A 16,755-nucleotide genomic window follows, 5' to 3' on the forward strand; every position below is an offset into this window, starting at 1 on the left:
TCTTAATAGCCTTCCAGTCCGTCTACCTCTGTGCCGCCGGTTCCCTCGCCGCCCTGTCCGTCATCCGGTACGGCAGGGGCCTCCGTCTGTTCCGGCCCTGTGCTTAACACAAAATCCACATATGCGCCTTTCTCCAGCTCGCTTCCGGGAGAAGCAGACTGTGATACAACATAGCCGGCCATAACACTGCTGTTTGGCTCTTCCGTAATATTCCCTGCATTTAGTCCTGCATCTGTCAAAGCCTGGATTGCATCATCCATAGTCTTATTAGTCAGGTTTGGCACCTTTGCCATCTGCCCCTTACTTACCACATAATCTACCGCTGTATTTTTAGCCACTTTATTATTGGCCTTCGTACTTTGGGATATGACAATGCCTGCTTCGTATTTATCACTATATTCCTCTGTTACGTTTCCACTTACCAACCCGGCAGCCACGAGGGCGGCATCGGCGTCAGCGGCGCTCTTCCCAACCAGATCCGGAACAGCTGCTTTTTCAGCTCCCAAGCTGACAATCATTTTCACCTTTGTACCCTCTTTTACCTCTGCCCCGGCTCCTGGGTCGGTTGAGATAACGGACCCTTCCTGCACACTGTCGCTGTACTCGGCCTGGGAATCCACCACCAGTCCACTGTTCTCCAAAGCCTGCTGTGCCTCCGATTCACTCCATCCAGTCACATCGGGAACCTGGACAGTCTTTTCTTCCACGCCTGTGCTGACTACCACATTAATCTGTGTGTTTTTGTCCACTTTTTTATTAGCTTCAGTCTCCTGCCGGATAATGATGCCCTTTTCATATTTATCTGACGCTTCCCGGCCAGAAACATAATAACCCAATTTCTTTTTATCCAGTTCCGCCTTCGCTTCCTCCTCGGTCATGCCTACCAGATCTGGCACGCTTACTTGACTCTCTGTCTTTGTCTGGCTTAACCCAGATCCGCCTTTAAAAAATCCGGCCGCCTTGCCCACCATAAAAAGGACAGCAAAGGCGATCAGCACCGCAGCCACAATCATGAGTATTTTCATAATTTTTTTCGTGCTGGGTTCCACTTCTCCATTTATGCCGTCATGGCCGTACTCATCGTCACTGTCGTATTCATCGCTGTCATAGCCATACTCATCATCGTCATAGTCATCGTACTCATCCAGCTCATCACCGTATCCCCCGGAATTATATTCCCGCTCCTGAATACGCTCCATCTCCTCAGTATTCATCAGCACAGTCTCATCCGGATCGCCGCCATACAGGGGCAGGGGCATATTCACAAAATCACCGTCTGGATCCACAAGAGATCTCTTTAAATCCAGGATCAAAGACTGGCAGTCAGGATATCTGGACTCCGGATTCTTTTTCGTACATTTCATGATGATACATTCAAGGCTATAGGGGATATCCGGAACTTCTTCTGCCGGGGAAACAATCTCCTCCTGGAGGTGCTTGATTGCAACAGATACTGTAGAATCCCCATCAAAAGGAACATGCCCTGTTACCATCTCATACATTGTTATGCCGGCTGAATAAATATCGCTCTTCTCATCTACAATACCGCCTCTGGCCTGCTCAGGAGATGTATAGTGCACAGACCCCATTACACTGGCGCTAATTGTATTTGTAGATGTAGTGGCCCTGGCAATGCCAAAATCTGTTACTTTTACTTTCCCTTCTTTGGAAATAATAATATTCTGGGGTTTAATATCACGGTGGACAATATGCTGATTATGGGCCGCCTGAATGCCAGTTACCATCTGTATGGAAATACTGATGGTCTCCTTTGCAGTCAGCCTGCCCTTCTTTTCAATATATTCCTTTAATGTAATGCCCTCAACCAGCTCCATGACCATATAATAGAGGCCCCGGTCCTGGCCTACATCATACACATTCACCACATTCGGGTGCATCAGCCCGGCGGCTGCCTGGGCCTCACTTAAAAATTTCTGGATAAATATCTCATCACTGCGGAAATCACTTTTTAGTACTTTGATTGCCACATACCGGTTCAGCTTATGGTCTTTCCCCTTATAGACATCCGCCATCCCCCCTGAACCGACACGGCTAAGTATCTCATACCGTTTCCCTAAAAATATCCCTTCTTTTAACATATACTCACCTCATCCGCGAACGGCTCCACCAGTACAATCCCTATATTATCCGTACCTCCGTTCTCCTTCGCTGTTTCTACCAGGGATTGGGCAGCCTCCACAATATCTCTGCCCCCCTGCACAATATGGAACAATTCTTCATCCTCCACCATATTGCTGAGTCCGTCTGTACACATCAAGATGATGTCCCCCTTCTTCAGGCGGTGCTCATAGAAATCTACATCCACACTATCCTTTGCCCCAATGGCCCTTGTAATAATGTTCTTATCTGGGTGATGCTTCGCCTCCTCCGGCTTAATCCCCCCCAGACGTACCATCTCTTCCACAAGGGAGTGGTCCTTTGTCAGCTGTATAATCCCCTGGTTAATCAAATACAGCCTGCTGTCCCCTACATTCGCAAAATACATCATCTGGTTGACTACCGTAGCTGCCACCACTGTGGTTCCCATCCCCTTTAGGTGGGAATCCTGGGATGCCTTTTTGATAATCTCCCGGTTTGCTGTTTTTATTGCAGCCACAAGCGCCTTTTCCACATCCTCCTCATGGCTCTTCTTCAACTCTCTTTTTAAAACTTCCACCGTATATTTTGAAGCATAATCGCCTGCCTGATGTCCGCCCATGCCGTCAGCTACTACAAACAGATTTGGGAGAGGCCCTAACGGATTATCTGTCGTATAGACATAATCTTGATTTATTTGTCTTACCATACCAACGTCGGTCATGGAAAATGTCCTCATAGCATATCTCCTTTATTCTTTGTTTGTCTGCACATAACGTCGTCTGAGCTGCCCACAGGCACCATCGATATCTGCACCCATTTCCCTTCTTATAGTAACATTTATTCCGCTTTTTTCAAGTTTATTTTTGAAATTCTGCGCATTTTTCCTGCTCGGCCGTTTAAAATCACGCTCCTGTATTGGGTTCACAGGTATCAGGTTCAGATGACAATTTCTGTGCCTCAGGATATCTGCCAGTTCTCTGGCATCCTCATCCGTATCGTTCACTCCATGTACCAGGCTGTACTCAAAAGTAATCCTCCTCCCTGTGCGCTTAAAATACACATCACAGGCAGACAGGACTTCCCCAAACTCATACCTATCTGCGACTGGCATCAGCTGCTTTCTTTTATCCTGGGTGGCGCCGTGGAGGGATAGGGCCAGCGTGATCTGGAGCTGTTCCCCTGCCAGTTTCAGAATCCCCGGCACAATCCCACAGGTGGAAACGGTCACGTTCCTCTGGCTAATGTGGAGGCCATGTTCATCCGTGAGAAGGTGCACAAATCTGACAAAATTATCATAATTGTCAAGAGGCTCCCCAGTGCCCATAACAACGACATTGTCCACCCGCTCATCCGTAAGTTTCTGTACCTGGTATACCTGCCCCAGCATTTCTGAAGGGGAAAGGTTTCGAACCAGCCCGCCAATTGTGGAGGCACAGAAACGGCATCCCATCCTGCACCCCACCTGAGAGGAAATGCAGACTGAATTTCCGTGCTTATAGCGCATAAGGACACTCTCCACCACATTCTGGTCATATAGCTGGAAAAGGAATTTACTTGTCCCATCCAACCTAGATTCCTGCTTTCTGAGAAGCGTAACAGGAAGAATTTCATAATTTTCATCCAGTTTACTGCGAAGTCCCTTGGGCAGATTGCTCATCATACAAAAATCTTCCGCCTGCTTTACATGCAGCCAATCATATATCTGTTTGGCCCGGAAACGCTTCTCCCCAATTTCCTCCATTTCTTTTTGCAGCTGTTCATATGTATATGCACAAATATCCTTCTTCATTTACCTCTATCCCTCTTTAACGTGCCCTTCTGGTTTATCGGCCGCCTCTTTCTCCTATAGTACTGCCCTCCCCGGCAATAAGCGTCCGTCTGATTAGCGCCCATAAACTGCGTCTCTGTGTTGCCTATGGACAGGTTTTACGTCTAAATCCTGCTATAAAGAACCCGTCACTCTCATGGATTCCTGGCAGCAGCTGAATATATCCGTTCACTTCTGCCTCTTCTTTAAGGGCCCCATACAGCTTCTTCCCTATATCGGCCAAACAGAAATGGGGATGGGACTCCAGGAACCAACGGACATTTTCCTGGTTCTCCGGGGCATGGACAGTGCAGGTACTATAGATTAACATCCCCCCTGGCTTTACATAACGCCAAACCACATCCAAAATCTTTTGTTGGAGGATGGCCAGCTTGCCTGCCTGCGCCTCTGTCATGCGGTATTTTAAATCCGTTTTCTTACCAAGCACCCCCAATCCTGAGCAGGGCAGGTCTGCTATTACAATATCTGCTTTCCCCACAGAGGCCTCATCTAAAACACATGCATCCCATGTCAGGGCAGCCACATTTTTCATGTTCATGCGGGACAGATTATCCTCAATCAACGCCACTTTATATGCACTTAAATCCCTGGCCTCCACATATCCAGTGCCCTCCAATTTGTCAGCCAGGTGAAGGGCCTTTCCTCCAGGCGCCGCACATACATCAATAATATAGTCCCCCTTTTTTGGGGAGGCAATTTCGCCCACCAGCATAGAGCTGATGTCCTGGACGGTAAACAGTCCCTCCTGGAAACAACTCAATTCCCCCAGGTGGTCGTAGCCTGAAATATAAAACCCATAGGGGAGATACGGGTGTTCCTGAACGGTGGCGCCCTCTCCCTCAAGCCTTTCCTTAAGCTCTTTCGGCTGTATCATGCTGACATTACACCGGATTGTCACAGGCTTCTCTTTCTGGAATTCCTTCAGCATTGCCTCAACTGTCCCCCGGTCATAGGCGGCCAGCCAGTGCCTTAGTATCCACTCCGGCATAGAATATCTGACGGACAATTCCTGCAGCGGATCCCTTGGATATGCCACTTCCCCCAAATGCCTTGCGGTATTCCTCAGCACACCGTTCACAAAACCTTTCAGCGTACCAAAGCCTTTCTTTGCAGCCAATTTTACCGACTCATTACAGACTGCACTGTCAGGTACGGTATCCATATATTTGAGCTGGTAAACTGCACTTCTGAGAATGTTCCTGATCACCGGTTTCATTTTCTTTACCTTTACCCGGGAAAACTGATCAAGGATATAGTCTATCTCTACCATATGTTCCAGAGTACCTTCCGTCACTCTCGTAATAAAAGCCCGCTCTTTCTTATCTAGGTATTGGTATTTGTTCAGTACATTCCCCAGGACTATATGGCTATAGATATCTTGTTCAGTCACTTCCAGCAATATTCCCAGTACAATCTCCCGCTCACTCAATGGTTTTGTCATAGTATATCCCCTCACTTAATCACGGTTTCTGCGCCCGCTTATAAGCAGAAGCCGCAGAAGCTGAAGAATCATGGACGCAGCGCTGGCCACATAGGTCAACGCCGCGGCGCCCAGCACCTTTTTTGTGGCCTGTATTTCCTCCGGGTAAAGCATCCCTGTATTCTCCAGAACCTGCACCGCCCGGCTGGACGCATTAAACTCCACCGGAAGCGTGACGATCTGGAACAGTACAGCTGCCGAAAACAGAAGGATTCCCAGATTTATAAGAATCATGGCCCCATTACTATTGATAAGCAGGCCAATGATAATCAGTGGCCAGGCTGCCATAGAGCCAAAGTTTGCGACTGGCACAAGAGCTCCCCTGATTTTCAGCGGTGCATACCCCACATGATGCTGGACTGCGTGCCCGCACTCGTGGGCCGCCACTCCGATTGCCGCCACAGAAGCAGACTGGTACGTAGCATCCGAGAGGCTCAGGGTCTTATTGCGCGGGTCGTAGTGGTCTGTCAGGTTCCCAGATATATGCTGTACCCGTACATCATATATCCCATTGGCCCGCAGGATCTTTTCCGCCGCCTCACGCCCTGTCATGCCTGCATGGCTGCGTACCTGGGAATACCGTCTAAATACGCTGTTTACTCTGGCCGAAGCCAATATACAGATTAGGGCGCCGATCAAAACCAGCAGGTACGTTGGGTCATAGTAATAATAAAACATAATACTCCCTCCATTTTCCGAAATGGCACATGGCAGCCGGCGGCTGCCTATACCGGCCTTCAGGCTTTTAAGTCAAACTGCCGGTAAATACCGTGCCTGTCTCTATATGATATCCCCTCAAAAATGAACTTGTCTCCATTCTTTTCTTTCCTGGTATCTGAAGCTGCCTGATGTAAAGGATTCCCTCCCCTGTCTGTACAGCAAGGCTGTCCTTCTCGGCCGCCAGCACAGTGCCAGGCTCTGCCGGATGAATCTTTTGCTCCTGGGGGCAGGCCCTGGCTTCCCATATTTTCAGCACCTTGTCTCCCCAATAGGTATAAGTGCCGGGCCAGGAATTTAATCCCCTCACCAGACGTTCTATCGCATCTGCCGGGCAGCTCCAGTCTATGTTTCCCATTTTCTTGTCCAGCATCTTTGCATAAGGTGTAGGGCTGTCTCCCTGCTTCTCGAATACTGCCGTTTTATTTTCCAAGGCTTCCAGAGTTTTTACACACAATAGCGCACCGGCCTGTGCCAGCTTATCGTGGAGGCTTTCGCCAGTTTCCTGGGCAGTAATGGGAACTTCTGTCTTGAGAATCATATCCCCAGTATCCAGTCCTTCATCCATCTGCATTGTAGTTACTCCTGTAACTTTCTCTCCCTGGATAATAGACCACTGTATAGGCGCCGCCCCTCTATATTTAGGCAGCAGCGATGCATGTACATTGATACAGCCATAAGGCGCCATTTCCAGTATCTCTTTTGGCAGGATCTGGCCAAACGCTACCACCACAATCACATCGGCTTCATATTTTCCCAGTTCTTCCACACATTCCGGCTTTCTGACCTTTATTGGCTGATAAACTGGAATGCCCCTTTTTTGTGCCGCTTCCTTCACAGGTGTAAACTGCATTTCCTTTCCTCTGCCTTTGGGTTTGTCCGGCTGCGTCACGGCCAAGCATATCTCATGGCCTGCGTCAGCAAGTGCCTCCAGAGTTCCCACGGCGAAATCCGGTGTTCCCATAAATATTATTTTCATAACCTTACTCCTCTTCCTCCTCAGCAGTCACATCATGAAGTCCATCTTCTGTCTTATCCACATATAAATCCCCATACAGATGGTCAATCTCATGGCAGAATGCCCTGGCCAGCAGTCCCTCGCCTTCTGCTTCAAACTCCTCCATATCTTCATTCAGCGCACGTACTTTCACATAAGCTGGCCTTGTAACAATCCCCCATTTTCCTGGGACACTTAAGCACCCCTCTTCTCCTGTCTGCTCCCCGTCTGTCTCAATAATCTCCGGGTTGATCAGCACGATAGGGCCTTCTCCCACATCTATAACAACAATATTTTTGAGCACTCCCACCTGGGGGGCTGCCAGTCCCACACCGTGCATTTCATACATTGTATCCAGCATGTCATCTATAAGCATTGTGGTCCGCGGCGTCACCTCCGTAACCTTTTTACACTTCTTTGTTAAAATCTCGTCTCCAATCTCCCTGATTTCTCTGATTGCCATAACGCCCTCCATATGTCATGTTATTTTGTTCCACTTATCTCTCTGCTATACCTGTCAAAAAATATTCATGGGATTAAAATCAAATTGAATCCGCATCTTCCTGAATCCTTCATTTACCTCAATATATTGTTCTAAATAATTCTTCATTCTCACAAGTAACCCATACTGCTTTGCCTTTAGATACAGCACTTTCCGATAGACATCATTTACTTTACCGATCCCCGGGGCTGCCGGGCCGATTACCTCCAGCTCCCTATTTGGCTTCACCCTGGCAGTGTATTCCCTTAAATATCTGCAGCCCGTCTCTAATAACTGCTCATCTGCGCAGCTTACAAGGATTGCCAGCAAGTTCTCTGCCGGAGGATACCCCATAAGCTCACGGTACCTGATTTCCTCCTGGTAAAAGGCCTCGTAGTCCTGACATGCCGCTGTCACAATCCCATAATGTTCAGGACTATATGTCTGGATCACTGCCTCCCCTTCCTTCTCACCTCTGCCCGCCCGTCCAACAGCTTGGGTAAGTAACTGAAATGTCCTCTCCCCGGCTCGGTAATCATCTGCATATAATGACATATCAGCAGCCAGCACGCCCACAAGTGTGACATTGGGAAAGTCATGGCCCTTTACAATCATCTGGGTACCCACCAGAATATCTGCCTCCTCATTCGCAAAGGCAGACAAGATCTTCTCATGCCCGTTTTTCTGCTTTGTGGTATCCATATCCATGCGCAGGACCCTGGCTTGTGGAAACTGCTGTTTTACAAGTTCTTCTATTTGCTGGGTGCCTGCCCTGAATTCCCCGATATGGCGTGACCCGCACGCGGGGCATTCCTGCTTCCTTAGTTCTTCATACCCGCAATAATGGCAGACCAACCTTCCATTCTTGTGGAAAGAAAGGGAAACATCACAATGTGGACATTTTATTACATGGCCGCATTCCCGGCAGGATACAAAGCCTGCATACCCCCGCCGGTTTAAAAACAGCATCACCTGCTCTTGCCTCTTTAGCCTGCCTTCCATAAGCTCCTTGAGCCTGCGGCTTAAAATAGATCTATTCCCCTCCTTAAGCTCCTCCCGCAAATCTGCTATATATACCTTAGCCATCCCCTGGTCTCCCGAACGGCACCGCATCTCAAGGAGCCGGTATTCCCCCTTCCTTGCCCGGTACATTGCCTCCAGCGACGGCGTGGCAGACCCTAGTATCACACTGGCGCCCTCCATCTCAGCTCTGGCCACAGCGGTTTCCCTGGCATGGTATCTTGGTACCTGCTCGCTTTTATAAGTTGGCTCATGCTCCTCGTCAATCACAATGAGGCCCAGGTTCGGAAAAGGAGTAAATAAAGCCGAGCGGGGCCCTATCATCACGTCCACCTTTTTGCTCTTTGCCCGCATCATTTGGTCATACCGCTCTCCTTTGGACAATCGGGAATTCATAATCGACACCCTGTCGCCAAAGTTCCGGTAAAAACGCATAACAGTCTGATAAGTCAGTGCGATCTCTGGAATCAGGACAATGGCCTGCTTCCCTTCAGATACCACCCGTTTAATCAGCTCTATATAAACTTCTGTTTTGCCGCTGCCTGTGACACCGTGCAGCAAATAGGTCCCCATTCTTTGGCCGCTGTAGTCATCCCAAAATGCCTGTATCACCTGCTGCTGCTCCCTGGTATAAGTGATATTCTTCTCTTCTTTTTTGCCGCTGACCGGATTCCTGTATACAGTTTCTTCTTCCAGGGCGGCAACTCCCTGCCCCTCCAGCGCCCGCACTACGTTCATTGTAATATTAAGTTTCTGGGACAAAAGTCCATAATCCAGTACAGGATCTTCTAAGAGCGCTGCCAGAAGCCTGGCGCGGGCCTTCTCATTCTTTTTCAAGTATATATCTAACTGCCGCCTGCCTGCCTCCTCGTCCAGCAAAAGCCGGATACGTTTCTTAATCTTTGCATTTTCCTTTTGTTTTATGGGCAGCACAGTCTTTAATGCCTGTATCATAGTGCCTCCATACTGCTCCTTCATCCAGGCAGCCAGGGCAATGAGCCTGCCCTCTATTTCCACGCTGTCCCTTAAGATATCTGCGATATCTTTTATTTTCGACTCTTCATACTCACAGGCCTCGGAAATTCCAGTTACATACCCTTTTATTCTGCGGTTCCCATTGCCAAAAGGGACCAGCACTTCCATACCTACAGAAAGTTCCCCTTCCAGATGGGAGGGGATTCTGTATTCAAATATCCTGTCTAATTTTTCATGGGTAATATCTACAATAATTTCTGCATACATGTAATGCCGCCACCTACTTTAATTCTTCTAAAACCTCCTGTATCAATACTCTCTCATCCATAGGGTACTTTACGCCTTTAATTTCCTGATAATCCTCATGCCCTTTTCCTGCAAGAACAATCACGTCCCCCGGCTGTCCGTGGCCAATGGCATACCTGATGGCCTCCTTGCGGTCGCAGATCTCCACATACTTTCCGGCTGTCCTGGCAATGCCCTTCTTGATGTCATCTATAATAGCCTGAGGCTCCTCAAACCTGGGATTGTCAGATGTAATGATGGTCAGGTCCGCCAGCCGTCCGGATACTTCCCCCATCTCGTACCGCCTCTCTTTTGAGCGGTTCCCGCCACACCCAAAAAGGCAGACTAGGCGCTTGGGATTGTATTCCTTCAGTGTAGCCAGAAGACTTTCTAGGCTCATAGCATTATGGGCGTAATCTATCATAAGCGTAAATTCATCTGATACTTTCACCATCTCAATCCTGCCCTTAACTTTGGCAGCCTTTAACGCTTTCTGGATCTTCTCTGCAGGTACTTTAAAATGCCTGCACACGGCTATGGCCGTGAGGGAATTATATACACTGAATTTACCTGGAATATCGATTTCCACATCAAAGTCCATCACTCCAGCTGCATGGTAAGCAACTCCCAAGTATCCCGGCCTCGACACTAGATGAGTATCCTCTGCCCGCAGGTCTGCTTTCTTGGAGAATCCAAAAGTCTCTGTCTCGCAGGTCGCCTTGGAAAATATGTCCGCAAAATATGGGTCATCCACATTGGCGATCCCTCTCCTGCACTGCTTGAATAAGAGGCCCTTACATCTCTTATAGTCCTCAAAGTCTGCATGTTCATTCGGCCCGATATGATCTCTGCCTAGGTTCGTAAATATACCGATTTCAAAAGGTATCCCCGCCGTCCGGTGCAGCATCAGCCCTTGGGAAGATACTTCCATTACAACCGTATCACATCCAGCCTCCACCATTCTGGCAAAATACTCGTGGATGGTATAGGACTCAGGAGTGGTGTTAGCTGCAGGAATCCTTTCATCTCCGATCACCGCCTCAATTGTCCCGATCAACCCCACCTTTTTCCCCACTTCCTCCAAAATTGATTTAATCAAATAGGTTGTGGTCGTTTTCCCCTTGGTTCCAGTAATGCCAATAATATCCATTTTGTCTGCCGGATATCCAAAATAGGCTGCCGACATCAATGCCAGTCCATACCGGGTATCTTCCACCTTGATGACTGTTATATTCTCAGGAACTTCCGTCTCCCGCTCTACAACCACCGCAGCAGCCCCTCTGTCCGCCACATCCTGTATAAAGGTATGTCCGTCCACAGCTGCGCCGCTGATACACACAAAAACAGAACCCTTCTGTACCTTGCGGGAATCATTAGCCAGAGTGCTTATCTCTGTCTCATCACTTCCCTGTAACACTGTATATTCCAAACGTTCTAATAACTGACTCAGCTTCATATAAATTCCTCCCAACTGGAAATACTTATCTATATAGAATACCATAAACAGTTACGTGTTGCAAAATTTCTATTGTGAAAACTTTCTAAAACATAGTCTGCCTAAGATATATATTTTCCAAAAGGAAGCTTTTGGAGCAGATATATGCATAAAAAGGACACGCCGAGAATCCCCGCTGTGAGCAGCGGTACTGCCGCCCATGCTGTCAAATCCCAAGGTTTTACATATTTTTTGAAATTATCTAAAAATAGGATATGTATCAGGTAGATCCCAAATGAACATCTGCACCATGTGTCAATCCATCTTTTTGCCCTGGGGCCAAACTCTATCCTCCCTTTCCCCATCCGAATTATCCAGGTAAAAAAGGAGAGTCCGCTTATGGCCACAAGAGGACATCCGTATTCCATAAGCCTCTCAAAATGATCCCCCGACACATAACTTATGAAAGCTGTAAGTATCACATTTAAGGCTGTGCTCCCTATGAATATCAAAAACAGCCTGCGACTGCTCCAGGTGATTCTTTTCTCATATTTCAAAATAAAGTAACCCATAAAAAAGTAAAATGTATATATTCTGTCGCCAATGATAGGGACATCATAATATGCTTCTTCCTGGATCAGAGAAGAAAAATACAGAAATACTCCTGCAATACTTGCCATGGCCAAAAACGCCCGATCCAGCTTTTCATCCATGCCCCGGCACATAACTTGGAAAAATGGGAGCACAAAATATATCGGAATAGTTGCATATAAATACCAGAGGTGCGGTTCAGCAGGCACAAAAAGTATTTCCTTCAGATCCACATCCGTCCCCATATAATACACATTAAAGAAATAATACACGATGCTCCAGAATACCAAAACAGCCAGAAAGCGGAACAGACGGCTTCCATTCTTTTTCAGAGATTCCTCCCTCCCCAGCAGAAGGGCTCCACTCAGCATAAAAAAGCAGGGCACACTAACCCTGGAAACAACATCCAGGGTTAAGGAAAATAGATATTCTCCTGTTTTGATATTAGTAAATGCCCGGCAGTAATAGTTTGTGACATGAATTATAATAACCATCACAAAAGACACTGTCCTGATTAACTCCATATTATAATTCTTATTCTTCATCTTTGTACCTCGTTTTCAGCATACTGCCTCTGACCACAGCCTCCTGCCCGAATCTCTTCCGAATACTCTCCATAGCCTCATTCAGCTTCTTATGCTTCTCATCCACCAGCGGGGGCATTTCCACATCAAAGATAGAAAGCTGCTCAGGTTCTGATTCATCCACAAGTTTCGCAGTCCTTATGCCCAGCAGGCGGACTGGCTCGCCGCTCCATGCCTCCTTAAAAAGCTGGCACGCTGCCTGCAATATTTCATCTCTGTCATTGGAGGGCCCTGGCAGCTGCATCTGATGAGAAATACACCTAAAGTCATAATATTTAATTTCCATACTTACCATCCGGGCCTTCTGTCCGGCTTCGGCCAGGCGGCGTCCCACACTTTCTGCAAGTCCTGCGAAAACTTTCTCAGCCTCCTCGTATGTCGCCAAATCCTCAGACAAAGTTGTAGAATTTCCAATTCCTTTCGCTTCTGCCTGCTCAGACTGTACACTGGAGTGGTCGATACCATTGGCAAATTCCCACAGCATCTGCCCATGGCTTTTTAGGTGAAGGACTAAAAGGCCTGGATTGGCCTGGGCCAGGTCCCCGATGGTGTTAATTTCTAATTTCTTTAGAGTCTCCACGCTGGAACGTCCCGCCATATATAACTCACCCACAGGCAGAGGCCACATTTTCCTGCTTATCTCCTGGGGAAATAAGGTATGTACCTTGTCTGGCTTTTCAAAATCTGAGGCCATTTTTGCCAAAAGTTTATTAGAAGATATGCCAATATTTACTGTGAACCCGAACAGTTCTTTAATCTCATTCTTTATTTTTAGTGCGACATCCACAGGGGATGGATACTGTACGGCTATCTGTGTAAAATCCATATAGCACTCATCCACGCTGACTTGTTCAATCTTCTCCGTAAATGTACCCAGGTATTCCATAAGCCTGGCACTCTTTTCCCTGTACATTGTATGGTCTGGAGGCGCCGTCACCAAGTGGGGACACTTACGAAAGGCATTCGCAACAGGTTCCCCTGTGCGAATGCCATATTTTTTGGCGGGAACAGATTTTGCCAGCACCACACCGCGCCGCGCTTTCTGATCTCCGCCTATAATAGACGGAATCTCCCTTAAATCCTGTTTTGCGCCCTTTTTTAATTGTTCCACTGCCGTCCAGCTCAAATAGGCGGAATTTACATCAACATGAAAAATAACGGGTGTCATGAAATCAGCTGCCCTTTCACACTTGCCTTCAATTTTCCGTCAATAACATCAATCAGAATAATGTCCTCCCTGCCCACATTGCCTGCCAGAATTAATCTGGCAGCAAGAGTTTCCACATTCTTCTGCAAATATCTTTTCAGCGGACGCGCCCCATACATCGGGTCATAGCCTCCCTCAACCACATAGTCCTTCGCCGCTTCTGTCAGTTCAACAGCCAGTTCCTTATCGGCAAGCCGTTTGTTGACATCTGTTACTAACAAATCAATAATTGCATAAATATCTTGTTTCGTCAACGGTTTAAACATAATGATTTCATCCAGACGGTTCAGAAACTCCGGCCTAAAATGCCCCCTCAGCTCATTCATGGCCATATCCTGGCTGGATTGCTCCAGGCTGCCGTCCTCCTTTATCCCCTCCAAAAGATAGTTGGCTCCAATATTGGAGGTCATGATCAGAATCGTATTCTTGAAATCCACTGTACGGCCTTGAGAATCTGTGATGCGTCCATCATCCAATACCTGCAGCAGTACATTGAATACATCTGGATGTGCCTTTTCTATTTCATCAAACAATACCACCGAATACGGCTTTCTCCTGACAGCCTCTGTAAGCTGCCCTCCCTCATCATACCCTACATATCCCGGAGGCGCTCCGATTAGCCTGGAAACAGAATACTTCTCCATATATTCACTCATATCAATCCGCACCATATTATTCTCATCATCAAACAGACTTTCCGCCAGCGCCTTTGCAAGCTCTGTCTTTCCCACTCCGGTAGGTCCAAGGAACAGGAAAGAACCAATCGGCTTAGTAGGGTCTTTAATACCAGCTTTAGAACGGATAATTGCTTCCGTGACAAGCTCTACCCCTTCCTCCTGCCCAATGACTCTTCTGTGGAGTTCCTCGCCCAAATGCAGTGTCTTGCTTCTCTCACTTTCATTCAGTTTCGCAACTGGTATTCCTGTCCACCGGGAAATAATCCTGGCTATTTCCTCGTCTGTCACAGCTTCATGTACCAGTGTCAGTTCCTTCTCATTAACCTTGCTCTCTTCTGCCTCCAATTGCTTCTGTAACTGGGGAAGCCGCCCATATTGTAATTCAGCCGCTCTGTTCAGGTCATATTCCCTCTGTGCTTTCTGAATATTCTTATTCACCTGCTCAATATCTTCCCTTATCTTCTGGACACGCTCCACAGATGCTTTTTCATTGTCCCACTGTGCCTTTTTGCCCGTGTAGTCCTCTCTTAAACCGGCAAGCTCCTCCTGCAGATGCTCAAGCCTCTCCCTGCTCAAGCGGTCCTGCTCCTTTTTAAGCGCTTCTTCTTCAATTTCCAACTGCATAATCCGCCGTCTAAGCTCATCCATTTCAGTAGGCATAGAGTCCAGCTCGGTCTTAATTAAGGCGCACGCCTCATCTACCAGGTCAATGGCCTTGTCAGGCAGAAAACGGTCGGATATATACCTGTTAGATAAAGTTGCCGCGGCCACCAGTGCACTGTCTGTAATTTTTACACCGTGAAATACCTCATACCGCTCTTTTAACCCCCGCAAAATAGAAATGGCGTCTTCTACTGTAGGTTCTTCCACCATCACTGGCTGGAACCTTCTCTCCAGGGCAGCATCCTTCTCAATATATTGACGGTATTCGTCCAAAGTGGTAGCTCCAATACAGTGCAGCTCTCCCCTTGCCAGCATAGGTTTCAGCATATTGCCGGCATCCATGGCGCCGTCTGTTTTACCTGCCCCCACAATCGTATGCAGTTCATCAATAAAAAGTATAATTCTGCCGTCGTTGTTTTTTACCTCTTCCAGCACAGCCTTGAGACGCTCCTCAAACTCTCCTCTATATTTTGCCCCTGCCACTAGGGCGCCCATATCCAAAGAAAAAACAGTTTTATCCTTCAGTCCTTCAGGCACGTCGCCTCTGACAATCCTCTGTGCCAACCCTTCTGCCACAGCAGTCTTTCCGACACCTGGCTCCCCAATTAAGACAGGGTTGTTCTTTGTCTTTCTCGACAAAATCCGAATAATATTTCTGATTTCTTCATCCCTGCCTATGACCGGATCCAGCTTTTGGTCTCTGGCACGCTCCACCAGATCCTGCCCATATTTATTCAAAGTATCATAAGTAGCTTCCGGGTTGTCACTGGTCACCCTCTGGTTTCCCCTCACCGTAGACAGCGCTTTAAGAAAACTATTTCTGTTAATGCCAAACTCCTTATACAGGTTCTTTAAATCACGGCTCGCATATTTCAGTAAAGAGAGAAATAAATGTTCAACTGAAACATACTCATCCCCCATCTGTTTTGCCTCATCCTCAGCATGAATCAGGACATTGTTCAGATCCTGGCCGACAAACACCTGCCCGCCCTGAACCTTAGGCCGCTTCGACAACGCTTCCTCCACCCGGTTTATAAATAAAGTGCCCTGAATATCCATCTTTTCAAGAAGTTTTAGAATCAGGCTGTCCTCCTGAGCTGACAGGGCATATAAAAGATGCTCCTGGGCAATCTCCTGATTGCCATAATCATAAGCGATTTTCTCGCAGTTCTGTACAGCCTGAAGTGAATTTTGTGTAAATTTGTTTATGTTCATAGCAGACACCTCCTATAATCATTCAATGTCGTTTGTTCTATTTCTTATATAACAATATCACTTATTGTTAGCAGAGTCAAGAGGTGAGTGCTAATTTTTAAATAATTTTTTCGGAAAATTTTTCCACCCCTCTATGAAAACAGAGAAATAGGGGGAAGTAAGCGGCGGACTGTTGCCTTTTATCAGGTAATATTTGACGGGATATTCCATACCCTCACTGTTTGGAATGTGCGTTCCTATATGCTCTATATTCCACATTTTTCCAAGATTTTTAACTATATATGGAAAATACAGTCTTTTACGGTCATAACGTGGCATACAGACATTATACGCGCTCACAGCGGTATATATAGAATCGTCCAGGGGAATATCCGTAAGTTCATTGTGGCCGATGAACGAAGCAATCAGCCACTCCCCAACACCACAGGGAGGCCAATCCTTTTATCCTATCAAAAAAGGGACTGATGTCAATCTACTGTACATCAGCCCCTTTATGATCT

Annotated in this window: 12 protein-coding genes; all 12 read right to left on the bottom strand. The window is 47.2% G+C overall.

All coding sequences use genetic code 11. The annotated features are described in order from the left end of the window. Window positions 1-2 precede the first annotated feature (2 nt). The 12 genes from pknB to clpB all read right to left on the bottom strand — a co-directional run bounded on the left by pknB (window position 3) and on the right by clpB (window position 16,255). Window positions 3-2,099: a Stk1 family PASTA domain-containing Ser/Thr kinase gene (gene pknB / locus EFA47_RS11770; RefSeq protein WP_122643454.1), complete on the bottom strand. Its 2,097-nt coding sequence runs from the start codon at window positions 2,097-2,099 to the stop codon at window positions 3-5. Further along, window positions 2,093-2,836, bottom strand: coding sequence for a Stp1/IreP family PP2C-type Ser/Thr phosphatase (locus EFA47_RS11775; RefSeq protein ID WP_122643455.1), 744 nt, complete (start codon window positions 2,834-2,836; stop codon window positions 2,093-2,095). Before EFA47_RS11775 ends, pknB begins: the two co-directional genes overlap by 7 nt. A 12-nt stretch (window positions 2,837-2,848) precedes the next feature. Continuing rightward, the gene (gene rlmN / locus EFA47_RS11780) at window positions 2,849-3,889 is read right to left on the bottom strand and encodes a 23S rRNA (adenine(2503)-C(2))-methyltransferase RlmN (protein WP_122643456.1); all 1,041 of its coding nucleotides are present in this window, start codon (window positions 3,887-3,889) and stop codon (window positions 2,849-2,851) included. Between the two features lie 124 nt (window positions 3,890-4,013). Beyond that, complete coding sequence (rsmB, locus tag EFA47_RS11785; protein ID WP_122643457.1) at window positions 4,014-5,369, bottom strand: 16S rRNA (cytosine(967)-C(5))-methyltransferase RsmB; 1,356 nt, start codon at window positions 5,367-5,369, stop codon at window positions 4,014-4,016. Between the two features lie 15 nt (window positions 5,370-5,384). Then, complete coding sequence (locus EFA47_RS11790; protein WP_122643458.1) at window positions 5,385-6,086, bottom strand: zinc metallopeptidase; 702 nt, start codon at window positions 6,084-6,086, stop codon at window positions 5,385-5,387. A 67-nt stretch (window positions 6,087-6,153) separates the two neighbouring features. After that, window positions 6,154-7,104 (bottom strand): methionyl-tRNA formyltransferase, encoded by a 951-nt coding sequence (fmt, locus tag EFA47_RS11795; RefSeq protein WP_122643459.1) that lies wholly within the window; start codon window positions 7,102-7,104, stop codon window positions 6,154-6,156. A gap of 4 nt (window positions 7,105-7,108) precedes the next feature. Further along, on the bottom strand, window positions 7,109-7,585 hold the full coding sequence (gene def / locus EFA47_RS11800; protein WP_122643460.1) for a peptide deformylase: 477 nt from the start codon (window positions 7,583-7,585) through the stop codon (window positions 7,109-7,111). 54 nt (window positions 7,586-7,639) lie between these two features. Continuing rightward, entirely contained in the window at window positions 7,640-9,865 is a 2,226-nt protein-coding gene (gene priA, locus EFA47_RS11805; RefSeq protein ID WP_122643461.1) for a replication restart helicase PriA, read from the bottom strand. A gap of 13 nt (window positions 9,866-9,878) precedes the next feature. Next, entirely contained in the window at window positions 9,879-11,339 is a 1,461-nt protein-coding gene (locus EFA47_RS11810; RefSeq protein ID WP_122643462.1) for a UDP-N-acetylmuramoyl-L-alanyl-D-glutamate--2,6-diaminopimelate ligase, read from the bottom strand. Between the two features lie 101 nt (window positions 11,340-11,440). Then, on the bottom strand, window positions 11,441-12,454 hold the full coding sequence (locus tag EFA47_RS11815) for an acyltransferase (RefSeq protein ID WP_122643463.1): 1,014 nt from the start codon (window positions 12,452-12,454) through the stop codon (window positions 11,441-11,443). Next, window positions 12,444-13,661: a Y-family DNA polymerase gene (locus tag EFA47_RS11820; protein ID WP_122643464.1), complete on the bottom strand. Its 1,218-nt coding sequence runs from the start codon at window positions 13,659-13,661 to the stop codon at window positions 12,444-12,446. Before EFA47_RS11820 ends, EFA47_RS11815 begins: the two co-directional genes overlap by 11 nt. Continuing rightward, window positions 13,658-16,255 (bottom strand): ATP-dependent chaperone ClpB, encoded by a 2,598-nt coding sequence (clpB, locus tag EFA47_RS11825; RefSeq protein WP_122643465.1) that lies wholly within the window; start codon window positions 16,253-16,255, stop codon window positions 13,658-13,660. The genes EFA47_RS11820 and clpB overlap by 4 nt, the downstream gene beginning before the upstream one ends. Window positions 16,256-16,755: the final 500 nt, after the last annotated feature.

It is taken from the genome of Luxibacter massiliensis, assembly GCF_900604355.1.
Taxonomy (GTDB): Bacteria; Bacillota; Clostridia; order Lachnospirales; family Lachnospiraceae; genus Luxibacter; species Luxibacter massiliensis.

Bases quoted from the DNA above. Each gene is read 5' to 3' on its own strand.
- EFA47_RS11790 (WP_122643458.1), bottom strand. From the start codon at position 6,086: ATGTTTTATTATTACTATGACCCAACGTACCTGCTGGTTTTGATCGGC.
- priA (WP_122643461.1), bottom strand. From the start codon at position 9,865: ATGTATGCAGAAATTATTGTAGATATTACCCATGAAAAATTAGACAGG.
- EFA47_RS11815 (WP_122643463.1), bottom strand. From the start codon at position 12,454: ATGAAGAATAAGAATTATAATATGGAGTTAATCAGGACAGTGTCTTTT.
- clpB (WP_122643465.1), bottom strand. From the start codon at position 16,255: ATGAACATAAACAAATTTACACAAAATTCACTTCAGGCTGTACAGAAC.
- rsmB (WP_122643457.1), bottom strand. From the start codon at position 5,369: ATGACAAAACCATTGAGTGAGCGGGAGATTGTACTGGGAATATTGCTG.
- EFA47_RS11810 (WP_122643462.1), bottom strand. From the start codon at position 11,339: ATGAAGCTGAGTCAGTTATTAGAACGTTTGGAATATACAGTGTTACAG.
- EFA47_RS11820 (WP_122643464.1), bottom strand. From the start codon at position 13,661: ATGACACCCGTTATTTTTCATGTTGATGTAAATTCCGCCTATTTGAGC.
- rlmN (WP_122643456.1), bottom strand. From the start codon at position 3,889: ATGAAGAAGGATATTTGTGCATATACATATGAACAGCTGCAAAAAGAA.
- EFA47_RS11775 (WP_122643455.1), bottom strand. From the start codon at position 2,836: ATGAGGACATTTTCCATGACCGACGTTGGTATGGTAAGACAAATAAAT.
- def (WP_122643460.1), bottom strand. From the start codon at position 7,585: ATGGCAATCAGAGAAATCAGGGAGATTGGAGACGAGATTTTAACAAAG.
- fmt (WP_122643459.1), bottom strand. From the start codon at position 7,104: ATGAAAATAATATTTATGGGAACACCGGATTTCGCCGTGGGAACTCTG.
- pknB (WP_122643454.1), bottom strand. From the start codon at position 2,099: ATGTTAAAAGAAGGGATATTTTTAGGGAAACGGTATGAGATACTTAGC.